This window comes from Nocardiopsis sp. MG754419 (assembly GCF_018207095.1).
GTDB lineage: Bacteria > Actinomycetota > Actinomycetes > Streptosporangiales > Streptosporangiaceae > Nocardiopsis.
On record NZ_QOCZ01000012.1, the window covers coordinates 13264 to 27184 of the forward strand.

Annotated in this window: 17 protein-coding genes; 10 read left to right on the forward strand and 7 right to left on the reverse strand. The window is 68.8% G+C overall.

What is annotated here, in order from left to right:
- Positions 1 to 40 precede the first annotated feature (40 nt).
- Together DSY14_RS03925 and DSY14_RS03930 are read right to left on the reverse strand one after the other, a co-directional pair.
- Positions 41 to 304, reverse strand: a complete 264-nt coding sequence (locus DSY14_RS03925) for a hypothetical protein (protein WP_211715050.1) — start codon at positions 302 to 304, stop codon at positions 41 to 43.
- A gap of 36 nt (positions 305 to 340) precedes the next feature.
- Positions 341 to 628: a hypothetical protein gene (locus DSY14_RS03930; RefSeq protein WP_211715051.1), complete on the reverse strand. Its 288-nt coding sequence runs from the start codon at positions 626 to 628 to the stop codon at positions 341 to 343.
- 498 nt (positions 629 to 1126) lie between these two features.
- Between DSY14_RS03930 and DSY14_RS03935 the strand changes: the two genes are divergently transcribed.
- Positions 1127 to 1573 (forward strand): VOC family protein, encoded by a 447-nt coding sequence (locus DSY14_RS03935; protein ID WP_211715052.1) that lies wholly within the window; start codon positions 1127 to 1129, stop codon positions 1571 to 1573.
- Positions 1574 to 1586: 13 nt separating this feature from the next.
- Here DSY14_RS03935 and DSY14_RS03940 read toward each other — a convergent pair whose 3' ends face one another.
- Positions 1587 to 2354, reverse strand: coding sequence for an alpha/beta fold hydrolase (locus DSY14_RS03940; RefSeq protein ID WP_211715053.1), 768 nt, complete (start codon positions 2352 to 2354; stop codon positions 1587 to 1589).
- 147 nt (positions 2355 to 2501) lie between these two features.
- Here DSY14_RS03940 and DSY14_RS03945 point away from each other — a divergent pair, with 147 nt between their 5' ends.
- The 3 genes from DSY14_RS03945 (at position 2502) to DSY14_RS03955 (ending at position 4628) form a co-directional block, all read left to right on the forward strand.
- Positions 2502 to 3035 carry a DinB family protein gene (locus DSY14_RS03945; RefSeq protein ID WP_211715054.1) on the forward strand — a complete coding sequence of 178 codons (534 nt, stop codon included), beginning with the start codon at positions 2502 to 2504 and terminating at the stop codon, positions 3033 to 3035.
- Between the two features lie 156 nt (positions 3036 to 3191).
- Complete coding sequence (locus DSY14_RS03950) at positions 3192 to 3389, forward strand: type II toxin-antitoxin system VapB family antitoxin (RefSeq protein ID WP_211715055.1); 198 nt, start codon at positions 3192 to 3194, stop codon at positions 3387 to 3389.
- 438 nt (positions 3390 to 3827) lie between these two features.
- The gene (locus tag DSY14_RS03955; RefSeq protein WP_211715056.1) at positions 3828 to 4628 is read left to right on the forward strand and encodes an SURF1 family protein; all 801 of its coding nucleotides are present in this window, start codon (positions 3828 to 3830) and stop codon (positions 4626 to 4628) included.
- Here the strand turns inward: DSY14_RS03955 and DSY14_RS03960 are convergent.
- Both DSY14_RS03960 and DSY14_RS03965 read right to left on the reverse strand, forming a co-directional pair.
- The gene (locus tag DSY14_RS03960; RefSeq protein ID WP_211715057.1) at positions 4604 to 5035 is read right to left on the reverse strand and encodes a DUF3817 domain-containing protein; all 432 of its coding nucleotides are present in this window, start codon (positions 5033 to 5035) and stop codon (positions 4604 to 4606) included. The genes DSY14_RS03955 and DSY14_RS03960 overlap by 25 nt on opposite strands.
- 341 nt (positions 5036 to 5376) lie before the next feature.
- Positions 5377 to 6954, reverse strand: a complete 1578-nt coding sequence (locus tag DSY14_RS03965) for a glycosyltransferase (protein WP_211715058.1) — start codon at positions 6952 to 6954, stop codon at positions 5377 to 5379.
- A gap of 378 nt (positions 6955 to 7332) precedes the next feature.
- On the opposite strand from DSY14_RS03965, the gene DSY14_RS03970 reads away from it, so the two are divergent.
- The 3 genes from DSY14_RS03970 (at position 7333) to DSY14_RS03980 (ending at position 9951) form a co-directional block, all read left to right on the forward strand.
- Positions 7333 to 8040, forward strand: a complete 708-nt coding sequence (locus tag DSY14_RS03970; RefSeq protein ID WP_307851122.1) for a WbqC family protein — start codon at positions 7333 to 7335, stop codon at positions 8038 to 8040.
- A 114-nt stretch (positions 8041 to 8154) separates the two neighbouring features.
- The gene (locus tag DSY14_RS03975; RefSeq protein WP_211715060.1) at positions 8155 to 8868 is read left to right on the forward strand and encodes a PIG-L deacetylase family protein; all 714 of its coding nucleotides are present in this window, start codon (positions 8155 to 8157) and stop codon (positions 8866 to 8868) included.
- Positions 8869 to 8967: 99 nt separating this feature from the next.
- Positions 8968 to 9951, forward strand: coding sequence for an NAD(P)-dependent oxidoreductase (locus DSY14_RS03980; protein ID WP_211715061.1), 984 nt, complete (start codon positions 8968 to 8970; stop codon positions 9949 to 9951).
- A gap of 188 nt (positions 9952 to 10139) precedes the next feature.
- On the opposite strand, the gene DSY14_RS03985 is transcribed toward DSY14_RS03980, so the two are convergent.
- Positions 10140 to 10499, reverse strand: a complete 360-nt coding sequence (locus tag DSY14_RS03985) for a DUF202 domain-containing protein (protein WP_211715062.1) — start codon at positions 10497 to 10499, stop codon at positions 10140 to 10142.
- Positions 10496 to 10843, reverse strand: a complete 348-nt coding sequence (locus DSY14_RS03990; protein ID WP_211715063.1) for a YidH family protein — start codon at positions 10841 to 10843, stop codon at positions 10496 to 10498. Before DSY14_RS03990 ends, DSY14_RS03985 begins: the two co-directional genes overlap by 4 nt.
- Positions 10844 to 11119: 276 nt before the next feature.
- Between DSY14_RS03990 and trxA the strand changes: the two genes are divergently transcribed.
- The 3 genes from trxA to DSY14_RS04005 all read left to right on the forward strand — a co-directional run bounded on the left by trxA (position 11120) and on the right by DSY14_RS04005 (position 13588).
- Positions 11120 to 11488: a thioredoxin gene (gene trxA, locus DSY14_RS03995; RefSeq protein ID WP_211715064.1), complete on the forward strand. Its 369-nt coding sequence runs from the start codon at positions 11120 to 11122 to the stop codon at positions 11486 to 11488.
- Between the two features lie 395 nt (positions 11489 to 11883).
- Positions 11884 to 12756, forward strand: coding sequence for a phosphate ABC transporter ATP-binding protein PstB (gene pstB, locus DSY14_RS04000; RefSeq protein WP_211715065.1), 873 nt, complete (start codon positions 11884 to 11886; stop codon positions 12754 to 12756).
- Between the two features lie 46 nt (positions 12757 to 12802).
- On the forward strand, positions 12803 to 13588 hold the full coding sequence (locus tag DSY14_RS04005) for a response regulator transcription factor (protein ID WP_211715066.1): 786 nt from the start codon (positions 12803 to 12805) through the stop codon (positions 13586 to 13588).
- The last annotated feature ends 333 nt before the right edge of the window (positions 13589 to 13921 follow it).

The window sequence follows — 13921 nt, forward strand, 5'->3', positions numbered from 1 at the left end:
GCCGGGTTCCTTCGCGTCGGCCTCGTCGCGGGCCGGCGCGTCAGGACCTTCGCAGAGCGTTGATCTGCGCCTGCAGCCTCCGCATGGTCTGATCCATTTCTTCGCGGCTCATGCTGCGGTTGCTCTTGAGCCTCCAGCATTCCAACATCTTCTGCCTGGCTTCTTCCTTGGCCTCCGGGGTGGTCGCGGCCTCGGCGGCTCGCATGTAGGCGGCCGAGGCCCGGTTGGCGGTCTCACGCATGGCCTCGAAGACCACCACGTCAGGGGTCGTCGACCTGAGAACGGAAACGTAGTCGTCGTCCATGGGGTGCTCCTGTTCCTGGGGGTGCGATGAGCGTGGTCAGAGGAAGGAGGCCCGCACCGTCTCGATCAGTGCGCTGTACTCGGCCCGCACCCGCGCGACGTCGGCGGGGTCCTCCGGGTCGAGGTCCTCACGGCGACGGATGCACGCTCGTCGACCTTGGCGCGCCTTCTCGATCACCTGCTCATCGGGGGCGTCCTTGGCCTCTTCGTGATAGATCAGGGCGCTGTACGCCCCCATCGCGCCGTGGATGGCCTCCAGCGCGGCTTCGTAACGGCCGGTCTCCAGGCCGGTCCACGTCTTTTCGTACTCGGGGGGTGTCTTCATGATGTCCGTCCTTCGTGGTGGGGAAGCCTGCGGAAGAAGCGCCGCGATCGCCGATCCGTTGACCGTTCGACCTCGAAGGCCACGACCACGACGGCCCCCGTACCTCGACCGGGCCCGGGGAGTGGACGTGGCGTCGGTCGACATGATGCCCTGGTCCTTCGGAGTGGGTCCGCGGCAGGTCCGTGCCCGCACCGCCGGGTGGGCCCCGGAGCACCGGGGCCGTGGTCCCGGCCCCGGTGACGTCGCCCCTGGTAAGGGGACGGGCGACGCCGACGCGCGGACACCCGCGCGGCCCTTCGGGGCGGGCGGCACCGGGGTGCCGGAGACCACGCTTGGCGCCCGGAGAGATTTTCGTGGCGAAATCGCAGGTCACATGGGGAGGAAGGAAGGGGGTGGCCACATCCGGCCACCCGGGATCCGGGTACGGATACTCAGGAATCCGCCACGCTCGAATCGGACAATGGTGCCGACCACCCACCCGCACGGCAGGAGGCCCCCATGCGCTGCAGCTACATCAGACTCCTCGTGAACGACTACGAGGCCTGTTTCCGCTTCTACTCCGACGTACTCGGCCTGCCCGTCCTCTGGGGGGACGAGTACAGCCGCTACGCGGAGTTCGACGTGCGGTCGGGGACGCGGCTGGCCATCAACCAGCGCGAGGTCATGGCCGAGGCGCTGGAGACCGACACGGCCGACCCCGAACTCCCCCACCAGGACCGACTGGCGGTGATCTTCGAGGTCGACGACGTGGACGAGACGGCGAGGCGACTGGTCACCGACGGCGCCCGCCAGGTGATGGAGCCGCGCGACTGGACGGCCTGGGGCATCCGTGCGGCGCACTTCCGCGACCCGGACGGCTATCTGCTGGAGATCAACCGTCCGCTCATCCCCGTCGTGGACCTGGAGGGTCCGGTGCGCGGGTTGCGCGTCGTGTCCGAGGACTGACCGGGGTGCGGTCTCACCCGGCCACGTGACCGACCAGCAGGTCGTTCACGCGGTCGGCGCGCTCCACACCGAGCAGGTGCGCGGCGCCGGAGACCACCTCGAACCGGGCCCCCGCGATCCCGTCGGCCAGCCGGCGACCGTGGCCGGGCGGGAGCAGCGGGTCGTGCGCGGCGGAGACCACCGTGGTGGGCACCCGCACCCCGGAGACCAGGTGGCGCTGGTCCATCGCGTCGACCGCGTCGCAGATGGACGCGTAGCCGACCGGGTCGATGCCGTCGAAGTCCGCGGTGAAGCGGGCGGCGATCTCGGGACGTCCGTAGGTGAGGTCGGGGGTGAACCACGGCAGGACCACGTCGGCGGTGACGGTCTCCATACCGCCGGCGCGCACCCGCGAGGCGATCCGTCCCCAACGGTGCATGGGGGGCGTGCGCGGCGTGGCCGCCATGAGCGCGATCCGGTCGAGCGTGCGCGGGGAGTTCGCGGCGATCCACAACAGCAGGGAGGCGCCGAACCCGGCGCCGACCGCCGACACCCGACTGAAGCCCAGGTCCTCCAGCAGGCCCAGCACGTCCAGTGCCAGGTCCTCGACGGTGTAGGGGCCTTCGGGGGCCGGGGAGAGACCGTGACCGCGGTGGTTGATCCGCAGGACACGACGGTTGCGCGTGAGTTCGGGGATCTGTGGCTCCCAGACCGACATCTTCGTCCCGAACGGCGGCACGAGCAGCACCACGGGCGCGTGTCCGGGGCCTTCGAGTCGGTACTGCAGCGGAATCAGGGCCATGAATCCTCCGGGTCGCCAGACGGCCAGGCTATCCGCAGAGCTTTCGCCGATGCCAGAAGAATCCGTGCGGCAACGGAAGTGGAGGACGGAAACCGACCGCCATGCTTCCTAGGGTCGACTCCAGACGGACACGACGAAGGAGTTCCCATGAGGGCGACGGGCACCGAGACCGAGCACCGGGTGGATGTCGAGCGGGAGGCGCTGTTGAGGGTCCTCGCCGAACAGCGCGCGTTCCTGCTCACCACGCTCACCGGGCTGAACCGGGAACAGGCCACCACACGCACGACGGTGAGCGTCCTGCACCTGGCCGGGCTGGTCAAGCACGTGAGCGCGACCGAGCGCGGGTGGATCGGGTTCATCGAGGACGGCCCCGTGGAGGTCGATCACGAGTCCCCGGACAGCGTGGAGTTCCACGAGAACTCCTTCCGGCTGCTCGACGACGAGACCCTGGAGGGGGTGTCGTCCGACTACGCGGCGACGGCGGAGGCCACCGAGAGGTACGTGCGCTCCCTGCCCGACCTGGAGATCGCGCACCCGCTGCCGGCGGCGCCCTGGTTCCCCGAGGACACCACGTGGACCGCGCGTGACGTGCTGCTGCACCTGATCCGGGAGACCGCCCAGCACTGCGGTCACGCCGACATCATCCGGGAGTCCCTGGACGGACAGAAGACGATGGGCTGAGCGGTCCGGGCCTCGCCGGGTTCGCCGGAGCCCGCCCTCGACCACCGGGATCCACCTGCGGCGACACCCGACCGCACACCCCGGAGTAGCGTTCGTGTCACTCTGCGCATGCGGGACGATGGTGTCGTCCCATCTCCGAGCGGCGAGGAGCCCGGCGTGAGCCCCACCTGGATCGACATCGACGACGAGGCGCTCCGGGAGGCCATGCGCTTCTCCGGGGCGCGCACCCTGGACGACGCGGTCAACCTCGCGTTGCGGGTGTACGCGGCGCGCCACCGGAGCCGTTCCGAGGTGGTGCGGGAGCGCGGCCGGGCGACCGCGACGACCGAGCGCCGAGTCGAGCACCGCCCCTGACGCGCCGCCGGGAACGGCGCCGACCGGAACACCCCCGGAGCGGAGGGCGCCGCCCTCACCCGCAGCCCGGGGGCGGCTCCGGCGACACCGGGAACGCGAGCGGGGCGGGACCACCGCTGGTGGTCCCGCCCCGCTGACGAGGTGGCGAGGGTCGCCTCCGCATCCCCCCTCAAAGTACGGAGGCAACCCTCGCTCTGGGAAACGGCCTGCGACTCCTCCCCCCTGGAGTCGCGGCCTGTAAAGGTCTGCCGCGGAAGCGCTGCTGTCTTCCGCGTTGATACAAACAGTACCCACCCCAACCACGAATAACAACCCTCAGTCACGAGAAACTACTTAAAGTGATCGTCATTCCTGGGAAGGCGGGGTCCCAAGCCACTGTGGCCATCGTCAACCAGGGGTCATGAGGCCCCGTGCGGGACACCCACATAGCCTGGACGGGTGAGTTCACCTCTCCTCAGCCCACGCTGGCTCGGCATCCACCTCGCGGCCCTGCTCGTGGCCGCCGTGTGCGTCGCCGGCACCTTCTGGCAGGGCACCCGCGCCTTCGAGCCCGACCGTGACGTCATCACCAACCCGGTCGAGGACCTCGCGGACGCCATCCCGGTCGCCGACCTCGGCGAGCCCGGCGACTTCCTGCACCCCAACCTCACCGCGAACACCGCGGTCGAGGCGAGCGGCCACTTCGACGCCGACGCGCAGGTCGTCGTGCCCCAGTACCTGGACGGGGCCGAGGGGTACGCGGTGGTGCTCCCCCTGGTCACCGCCGAGGGTGTGGCCATGCCGGTGAACCGCGGGTGGACCGAGGACCCCGACGCCGTTCCCGCGCCGCCGGAGGGGAACGTCACCGTCACCGGCTGGCTCCAGCCGCCCCAGGACTCCTCCGAGGGCTTCGTGCCCATGGGCGCCCCCGAGGAGGGCACCGTGGAACGGATCGCCCCGTCCCTGCTCGTGGGCGAGTGGGATCAGCGGCTCTACGCGGCCTATCTCACGCTGCCCGAGCACGAGCCCGCCGTCGACGGGCTCACCGCCATGCCGCCGCCGGAGCCGCCGACCGGGTTCACCATCAACTGGCGCAGCCTCAGCTACGCCGTCCAGTGGGCGATGTTCGGGGTGTCCGCGCTGGTCTTCTGGATCATCCTCATGCGCCGAGAACTGCAGGAGGCCCGCGCCCGGGATACGGGCGGGGCCTCGGAGAGCGGTGGACCACCGTCGGATCAGACGGTGGGCGCGGGTTCCTGACCGCTGTCCCGGGCCTCCGCGGCCCGCTCCTCGGCCTGCTCCGACTTCACGATGCGGTGCTCCACCACGAAACCGAGGATCGGGATGGTGCCGGACAGCACCACACCGAGGGTGCGCCCGGCGCCCCAACGACGGTCCAGCGCCACCCACAGGACCACCAGCACGTACACCATGTAGATGTAGCCGTGCGGCATGACGATGAGGTGCATCAGCGGGGACTCGGGACCGAACCAGTGCTCCCAGCCCTCGGGAGCGGGCGCCAGCGCGAACATCGACGTCTCGCCGACCAGGTACTTGGCCGGCATGGCGACGAAGGCCAACCCGATGAGGAAGACACCCGTCACGTAGGCCAACACCCGGTACAACGCGAACGACACGCGTCTCTTGTCCACTGCGAACACACCCATTCAACGACGAAGTTCGGACGGCTCGGCCACGGGGGTGTGCTCTCGTACGGACGCCGACGGGGTTCCGAAGGTGCCCGAGGCGGGGCGGCCGGGAACGGACCCTCGCACCATGGGCGTCCCCCGCCCTCCTCCCCCGGTGCCGAGGTCCTCGGCGTGCGGGTGCGGGCCGGAGTGAAGGCCCCGAGATCACAGCCCGGGCCCCGAGCCGTGTCGGGTCCCTCCCCACGAGGCTAAGCGGTGTCCGGCACCGTGGCCCGCCGGGGTGGCCGTGACCGGTGAATGTCACATCGTCGCAGGCGAGCACGGGTCGAGCAGGGGTGCTCCGGGGTCGTTCGAGTGGGTCACTTGTCCCGGTGGGAGACACGGACGGGGCTGCTCCACCGGCCGTCGGACTTCGCGGTCCAGGCCTTGGGGATCATCCGCAGGGAGATGTAGGCGTCCACGAGCCGGATCGGGAAGAAGAACAGTCCGTAGATCAGGTACGACGGTCGACGTCGGACCACGGTCATCACGCAGGTGAGCATGTAGTCGGGCACCAGCAGGCCGACGGCGAGGGCGGCCAACGGCAGGAAGGCCGTCACCCCCGTGAACGCGTCGGTGAAGAGCGGGACCCCCGCCAGGAGGTCGCCGGCGACCGTGCCGAGCAGGACGAAGGCCGCCAGGACCACCGTCGCGAGCAGCATCAGCGAGACCACGACGACCTCGAACACGTACAGCACCAGGCACACGCAGAAGAGGCCCGGCCACAGCTTGTGCCGGCGCAGCGTCTGCCAGAAGCCCAGCGTCCACCGGCGCACCTGCTTGCGGTAGTCGCCGAAGGTGAACGGGTCCTGGCTGAAGGCCTTGGTGTCCGGATTCATCGAGACGCGCCCGAGACGCTTATGATGCACCTCGAAGGTCATGTTGAAGTCCTCGATCACCAACCCCGGCGGGTTCACGGTGATCTGCTTGAGCGCGCGGCTGCGGTAGACGCTGGCGAAGCCCGGCACGATGAAGGCGACGTTGGCGCGCCGCCACGTCTGGCCGAAGCGCATCAGGTACTGGAGCATGAAGTACAGACGGTCGCGGTAGGCCGAGATGACCCGTCCGACGACGCTGCGCTCCCCCGGCTTCCACTCGGAGACGACGAAACCGGCCACGGCGGCGACCTCGGGATCGGCCAACTGTCGCTTGGCCCCCTCCACGTACCCCGGGTCGAGCTCGGTGTCGGCGTCCAGGATCAGGACGCCGTCGTAGTTGTCGGTCAGCGCGAACTCCTCGATGACCGCCTCGATGGCCCCCGCCTTGCCCCGGTTGGTGAGGAGTTCGAGGACGTTCACGCCGGTCTTCGCGGCGATCTCCGCGGTGGAGTCCTTGGAGGAGTCCGAGACGACGTAGATGTCCCAGCGGTTGAACAGGCCGAGCGCCGAGGAGATGGCGGCGTCGATCACCGGTTCCTCGTTGTGGGCGGGGATGATGACCGCGAGCGTGATGTCGTCGGGGTCGGTCGCGACGACGTCGCCCCCCACGGGAGCGCTCGTCAGGACGCCACCGCCGCCGGCGTCGCCACGCGTGGCCACCAGGGTGTCGCCGGCGTGACCCGGGCCCTCGATGGCCCCGCCGCCGGCACCCGCGCCGACGAGGACCCTCTCCCGGTGACGGCCGCCGCGGACGACCGGCCGCTCCCGTCTGTGCGCGGGGCGGCGGCGACCCAGCGCGGCCCTGGCACCGTCCTCGGCTAACCGGAGCAGACCCATGACGGTCCACAGCAGAAGGTTGAGCCCGAAGGCCATCCACAGGAACGCGTACCCCAGGGCGCCCAGCCCCGAGGCGGCCGCGAGGCCCGTGGCGAAGTCGAACCAGAAAACGAACAGTGCGGCGACCAGAACCAGGGCGATCAACCCCGTCACCCAGCCACCGACGAAACGCGCGATACGCACAGCCCTACGACCCCTCCGAAAGTAAACGGTTTCGGACCGACATTAACCCGCAAAGTCGGCGTTAGGTTGACGCCCCACGCGAGCGGATGGTTCACCAGTGTTCGCGTCCTATGTAGGCCACCCGAATCGTATACACGGGCTTGCGAGAGATGGTAACCATTAGAGGATATTTGAGGCGAAGGACCGTCCTCAGAGTATCCGATTTATCCGATACGTCTTAGTAGTTGGGAGAGTCCTCGCCTCGGGACGCCCACCGACAGAAGGAGAACGCCCGGCGTGGTCGGCGCATCACGTTCCTCATCGCCGGATCCTGCCCGCCCAGACCACAGCGGCACCGGACGCCACATCTCGCCCACCAGTGACGATTCCGGTCAGACCGTGGTAGCGATCCACCAACCGCACTACTGGCCGTGGTTGGGGTTACTCGACAAGATCGACCGATCCGACCGTGTCGTCATGCTCGACACGGTGCAGTTCGAGCGACGCGGCTGGCAGAACCGGAACTACATCGCGGGCCCCGGGAAACCGATCTTGTTGACCGTGCCGGTGGAGCAGGCGAGCAGGGACCAACACATCCGTGACAAGAAGATCGACAACACCCAGAAATGGAGGATGAAGCACTACAAGGCACTCGCTGAACACTGTTACCGCAAGGCCCCGTACTGGAATGACTACAAAGAAGAAATTGCCGACCTGTATGCGGCAAATCGGGAAAACCTGTCAGATCTGGCCATAGCGACCACTCGGCTCCTGATGCGCGGTTTCGGTATCGACACGCCGATCCTGCGCGCCGGTGAGCTCGGGGACTTCTCGGGTGCCAAGAGCGAGTTGCTCGCCCAGATCTGCGCCAAGGCCGGAGCGGACACCCTGCTCGCGGGCGAGGGGTCCCGGGACTACATGGACCCCGAGGTCACCCGACGGTACGGGGTGTCCATCGTGTGGCAGGAGTTCCGGCATCCGGAGTACCGCCAGCACACCCGGAAGAGCACGGAGCCGTTCGTTCCCCGCCTCGCGGCGATCGACCTTCTGCTCAACGCCGGGCCGGACGCGCTGCGCGTGCTCCGTCAGGCACGCGAACGCGACTGACCCGGGGACGGAGCGTCGGGGCACGCCCCTGCCGAACCACCGGGCACGGTTCGCGGAGCGCCGGGGCCGCCACCGACCGCCCCACCCACATTCGGTAGAGAACGGGAAACCGACATGAAGATGAACTGGTCCCAGGAACGCGTCCTGGTCTACGCACCTCACCCGGACGACGAGACCCTCGGCTGCGGAGGCCTGATGCACAAGGCCAAGCGCGCGGGCGCGGAGATCCACGTCCAGTTCATGACGGTCGGCGACACCTCGGACCAGTCCGTCAAAGGCTTCTCGACGGCGCAGGAGCGCCACAGCGAGATCAAGAAGGTCTCCGAACACTTCCGCTGGGACGGCTGGCACATGGCCCTGCCCGGCGACGCGCACCACCTCAGGCTGGACGGTGTCCCACGGCTGGACCTGACCCGCCTGATCGAACGGGACAGCCCCCTGTCGATCACCCGGGTCGAACCCACCGTGGTGCTCATCCCGCACCGCACCAGCTACAACCAGGATCACCGGGCCACCGCCGAGGCCGTCCACACCGCGCTGCGCCCCTCCGACACCCGGCTGCGCCATCACCCCCGTCTGGTCCTGGCCTACGAAGAGGCCGCCGACCAGTGGCGGGACGAACCGGTGGAGCCCCCCAACCTCATCGTCGAACTCTCAGAGGAGGATCTGCTGGCCAAACTCCACGGCATGGAACTGTACGGCTCGCAGAGTCACGAGCACCCCCACACCCGATCCGAACTCACCCTCCGCAGTCTCGCCGTCCTCAGAGGCATGCAGGCCGGAGTGGCCCTCGGCGAGGGCTACCACGTGCTGCGCCACCTGGCCTGAGCCGCCTCGGGACGCCGCAGGAACGCTCCACCCATCACCGCAACACCCTTACCCACGCAGTACAGAACACCGAATCGAGCCCGCAGTGGAGGGGAAAGCATGAAGGCTGTCATCACCGGCGGAGCCGGCTTCATCGGCTCGCACCTGAGCGATCACCTGATCGCCCAGGGGCACGAGGTCGTCGCGCTGGACGACCTTTCGACCGGTTCACTGTCGAACCTGTCCCAGTTGAGGGACACGCCGGCCTTCCGTTTCGTCCAGGGGGACATCCTGGACGAGGAGCTGGTCGACCGGCTCGTCGCGGAGGCGGACACGGTGTACCACCTCGCCGCCGCGGTGGGGGTGTACAACATCGTCGACAAGCCGCTCCGGTCCCTACGCACGAACCTGCACGGCACGGAGACCGTCGTGGAGGCCGCGGTCCGACACCGCGTCCCCTTCATGGTGGCCTCGACCAGTGAGGTCTACGGCAAGAACGACGCGGACGGCCTCAAGGAGGACGACGACCGGATCTACGGTTCGCCGATCAAGAGCCGCTGGTCCTACGCCGCGGCGAAGGGCCTGGACGAGTTGGTCGCCCACGTCCACGGCAGAGAGTCGGGCGTGCCGTGCGTCATCACCCGTTTCTTCAACGTGGTGGGACCGCGGCAGACCGGCCAGTACGGGATGGTGGTCCCCAGGTTCGTGGACCAGGCCCTGAAGCACGAGCCGATCACCGTGTACGGCACGGGGACACAGCGCCGGTGCTTCGGCTCGGTGTTCGACGTGGTGCCGGCGATGCCCCGGCTCATGGAGACCCCGGCGGCCTACAACCGGGCGGTGAACCTCGGCGGGCACGAGGAGGTGTCGATCAAGGTCCTGGCCGACCGTGTCGTGGAGATGACCGGTTCCCGGAGCGACATCACCTACACGGACTACGAGGAGGCCTACGGTGAGGGGTACGAGGACATGCAGCGCCGCTACCCCGACACCTCGCTCGCCGCGCGTCTCATCGGTTACGAGCCGACGCGGGACCTGAGCACGATCATCGCGTCCCTGGTCGACCACCGTCGGTCGACCGAGGCCGTGCCGCAGCCGGTGTAGAGCCGGTTCAGAGGATCACCTCGGGTGCCCCGCCACCCGCATCCGTCCCCGAGCGGAGCCGCCAGCAGGTACGAGGCCCGGCCCCCGCCTCGGCTCCGGCCCCACCCGTCCCGGGCGAGAGCCGGCCCTGGACACCGCGCGGCCCGCGCCGCGACGTTCGTCCGTACCGCCCGGCCGGATCCGACGGTTCACGGCACGAGGACCGTCGCCACCACGGCCATCGTCAGGACGAGCACGCCCGCGCTCGTGAGGACCATCGCCCACGGGCGGGCCACGCTCAAGGGCGGACCCGTCTCTCCCGGCTCACGCGTCCCGTGTCCGGTCCGCCGCCACCGCAGCCACAAGTGCAGCCCCAGCCCGGCCCCCAGCAGGAGGGTCAGGGCCATGACGCCCACCCTGAACGACCCGGGAACCTCCGGGACGACGGCGGACCCGGGCACCAATGGCCCGCGCAGGTACAGCAGCCCCACCAGGACCACCAGGATCAGTGTGCGCTGCCAGGACAGCAGTGTGCGCTCCGGCTGGAGACCCGGGTCCCGGGTGCTCACAGCAGGTTTCCCAGAAGGACCACGAGGCACACCAGGCCCACGGCCAGTGTGGTGATGATCGGAAGGGCGCTCATCGGCAGGGTGTCGCCCCGGGTCATGAGGCGCTGCACGCGGTACCAGCGCAGCGGCGCGTACACGGTGACCACCCCCGCGATCAGGGCCAGGAGCAGACCCACGGCCGTGCGGGGCGCGTCGGCCCAGCCCAGCGGCAGCAGGTGCAGGACGGCGACGGCGCCGGCCAGCAGCGCCAGGGCCGTGCGGATCCAGGCGAGGAACGTGCGCTCGTTGGCCAGGGTGAACCGGTAGTCGACCGGCCGGTCGTCCTCGGGTTCCCCCGCGCCCATCGGTCCCCCCGGTTTCCGGTGTTCGGCCCCCACATCACGGCCACGGTCACCACAATGAACCCGTGCCCCTCACGGGACACTAACCCCACGAGGGTTTTCCTCCCAAACAGGTATGTAACACGTGTTGTGTCGGAAACCACTGGGCCATCGAGGGCGTTCGGATGCCCTCCGCGGGCATGCGGAACAAACAAGCGGGCACGACCGCTGTAGCACCCGAGAGGATGGCAGTTGGCCACCGGTCGACACCAACAAGACGAACGAAGAGCAGGAGACCACGTGCCCACCGTCGAACTCACCAAGGACAACTTCGCCGAGACGCTGAAGGACAACAGCTTCGTCCTCATCGACTTCTGGGCGGACTGGTGCGGCCCCTGCCGGCAGTTCGCCCCGGTCTTCGAGAACTCCGCGGACCAGCACACGGACATCGTGCACGCCAAGGTCGACACCGAGGCCCAGCGTGAGCTGGCCTTCGAGTTCAAGATCCAGTCCATTCCGACCCTGATGATCGTCCGCGACCAGACCGTCATCTACAACGAGCCGGGCGCGCTCCCCTCCGAGGCGCTGGAGAGCCTGATCACCCAGGCTCGGGAGCTCGACATGGACGAGGTCAAGCAGAAGATCGCCGAGCAGGGCGAGGCCCGATAACGGGACACCCGAGGTCCCGCGCTCCCACGGCCGCCCCGTCACCGTCCCCTCGGGACGGCGGGGCGGCCGTCGTGTGTCCGGGGTCGGCGGACGCGGAACGCGGCGTACGGAGGCGGTCCCACAAGGCGCACGAGCACCCGGGACGCGGGCCAGGCGCCGACAGGGCGCGCCCTCCCACCACGGCGGACGCGCCGGCGGCGTGTCCTGCCCCAGGAGGAAGGACACCGGAACGTCACCGGGGGCTTCGCACTCCACCGCCCACGTTCATCTTGGCCACGGGGTTCGTTCACCTTCGCTTCATGCGCACCCTTTTGCATGGGTATCGACCGCGCTCCGCGGGTTTCAGCCCCGAGTGAGACCGCCGCGCAAGCTCCGTCCGAACCGGAAGTGGCCACATGCCTGTCAGCAACACCGCGTCCTCTCGCGGAACCGAGTCCGGCCGCGGGGTCGCCCCCGACACCGTCCGGTACAACCGTGAGGTTCCCGACCTGGGCGACCCCGTCTTCGACATCGCCGACCTGTCGATCCACTACGGGTCCAACAAGGCCGTCCGCGACGTGAACCTCAAGGTGGGTCCGCGCCAGATCACCGCGATGATCGGCCCGTCCGGCTGTGGCAAGAGCACGGTCCTGCGCACCCTGAACCGGATGAACGACCTCATCCCCGGGGCCCGGGTCGAGGGCAGGGTGACCTACCACGGCGAGGACCTGTACGCCCCCGAGGTCGACGCGATCGAGGTCCGTCGCCGCATCGGGATGGTCTTCCAAAAGCCCAACCCGTTCCCCAAGTCGATCTACGACAACGTCGCCTACGGGCCCCGCATCAACGGCATGCGCGGCACCATGGACGACCTGGTCGAGGAGACCCTGACCAAGGCCGCCCTGTGGGACGAGGTCAAGGACAAGCTCAAGGAGAGCGCCTTCGCGCTGTCCGGCGGTCAGCAGCAGCGTCTGTGCATCGCCCGCACCATCGCGGTGAACCCCGAGGTCATCCTCATGGACGAGCCGTGTTCCGCACTGGACCCGATCGCGACGCTCAAGATCGAGGACCTGATGTACGAGCTGGCGGCCGAGTACACGATCGTCATCGTCACCCACAACATGCAGCAGGCGGCCCGGGTGTCGGACCGCACCGCGTTCTTCACCGCGGGCGTGGACGACGCGGGCGACCGCTACGGCAGCCTCGTGGAGTACGACGAGACCGCGACGATCTTCAGCAAGCCCTCCGACCAACGCACCGAGGACTACATCTCGGGCCGCTTCGGGTAGTCCGCCGCGCCACCCGACCGCCCCCTCGACGAAGTGGACCCCGCCCATGACCGCGCTCGCCTCCTCCTCTCCGGTTCCTCCTCCCTCGGACGCTCCGGACGACGAGGCGCGCTCGTTTCGTGTGGAGGGTCCGCTGAAGGTGTTGTTGGTGGAACCCGAGTCCGAGCAGTCCCACCAGTTGGTGCTGTCGCTGAGCGGACACGACGTCGACATCACGGTGTGCGTGGACGGGGCCGAGGCCCTGCTGCGCGTGGGGATGCTGCGCCCGGACACCCTGCTGACCAGTGCCGACCCCTCCGAGGTCGACCTGGAGACCCTGGTGCGGGTGACCCGTCGGGCCACCGACATCCCCATACTGATCGGGGTGGGTCCGGGTGACTCCCAGCGCGCGGTCCGGGCCCTGTCGGCGGGGGCGACCGCCTGTGTGAGCCGGCCCTACCGGATCCCGGAACTGGCGGCGCTGCTGCGCGGCTCGCTGCCGGGGGCCGAACACCTGCCGGAGAGCGCCGCGTCCTCCCCGTCCGCGCTGCGCTCGGGGGACCTGGAGCTGGACGCGCTCGGCCACCGACTGTTCGTGGACGGCCGACCGGTCAACCTGGCCCTGCGGGAGTTCGGGATCATGGACTTCCTGTTGCGCAACAGCGGGCGGGTGGTCGGTCGTGAGGAGCTGTGGACCGAGGTGTGGCGCAAGCCCCTCCCCCCGGTGAACAACACGATCGCCGTGCACATACGGCGCCTGCGTCACAAGCTCGGCGACTCCGAGGCACGCCCCCGCTTCATCCACACGGTGCGCGGAATCGGCTACCGACTCGACACGGGAAACGGCGGATAAACCCAGGCGAAAGCGCCGGCGCATTTCTCGAAAGGCCCCCCGGATTCGACCGGCGAGGCCCTTCTTTCGTACATGACGTCGCATGATCACCGACACACGTTCAGGTGAACTCGGAACGTCGGAGGGCGTCATCCGAACCTCCGGAGAACATCCGGAGAACCTCGGGATCCTCCAGAGTCTTCGCAGTTCAGAGGCGTGCATCCGCCAAAACCCCGGAGATCACGCAGAACGATGGGGACCGCCACGCACCGTACTCGTTATCGAATAGTGACAGTCGTTCATCCGCCATTCACCCTTCTTCTATCGAACGTCCTCTAATTCGATGACACCGCG

Bases quoted from the DNA above. Each gene is read 5' to 3' on its own strand.
- DSY14_RS03925 (WP_211715050.1), bottom strand. From the start codon at position 304: ATGGACGACGACTACGTTTCCGTTCTCAGGTCGACGACCCCTGACGTG.
- DSY14_RS03930 (WP_211715051.1), bottom strand. From the start codon at position 628: ATGAAGACACCCCCCGAGTACGAAAAGACGTGGACCGGCCTGGAGACC.
- DSY14_RS03935 (WP_211715052.1), top strand. From the start codon at position 1,127: ATGCGCTGCAGCTACATCAGACTCCTCGTGAACGACTACGAGGCCTGT.
- DSY14_RS03940 (WP_211715053.1), bottom strand. From the start codon at position 2,354: ATGGCCCTGATTCCGCTGCAGTACCGACTCGAAGGCCCCGGACACGCG.
- DSY14_RS03945 (WP_211715054.1), top strand. From the start codon at position 2,502: ATGAGGGCGACGGGCACCGAGACCGAGCACCGGGTGGATGTCGAGCGG.
- DSY14_RS03960 (WP_211715057.1), bottom strand. From the start codon at position 5,035: ATGGGTGTGTTCGCAGTGGACAAGAGACGCGTGTCGTTCGCGTTGTAC.
- DSY14_RS03975 (WP_211715060.1), top strand. From the start codon at position 8,155: ATGAAGATGAACTGGTCCCAGGAACGCGTCCTGGTCTACGCACCTCAC.
- DSY14_RS03980 (WP_211715061.1), top strand. From the start codon at position 8,968: ATGAAGGCTGTCATCACCGGCGGAGCCGGCTTCATCGGCTCGCACCTG.
- DSY14_RS03990 (WP_211715063.1), bottom strand. From the start codon at position 10,843: ATGGGCGCGGGGGAACCCGAGGACGACCGGCCGGTCGACTACCGGTTC.
- pstB (WP_211715065.1), top strand. From the start codon at position 11,884: ATGCCTGTCAGCAACACCGCGTCCTCTCGCGGAACCGAGTCCGGCCGC.
- DSY14_RS04005 (WP_211715066.1), top strand. From the start codon at position 12,803: ATGACCGCGCTCGCCTCCTCCTCTCCGGTTCCTCCTCCCTCGGACGCT.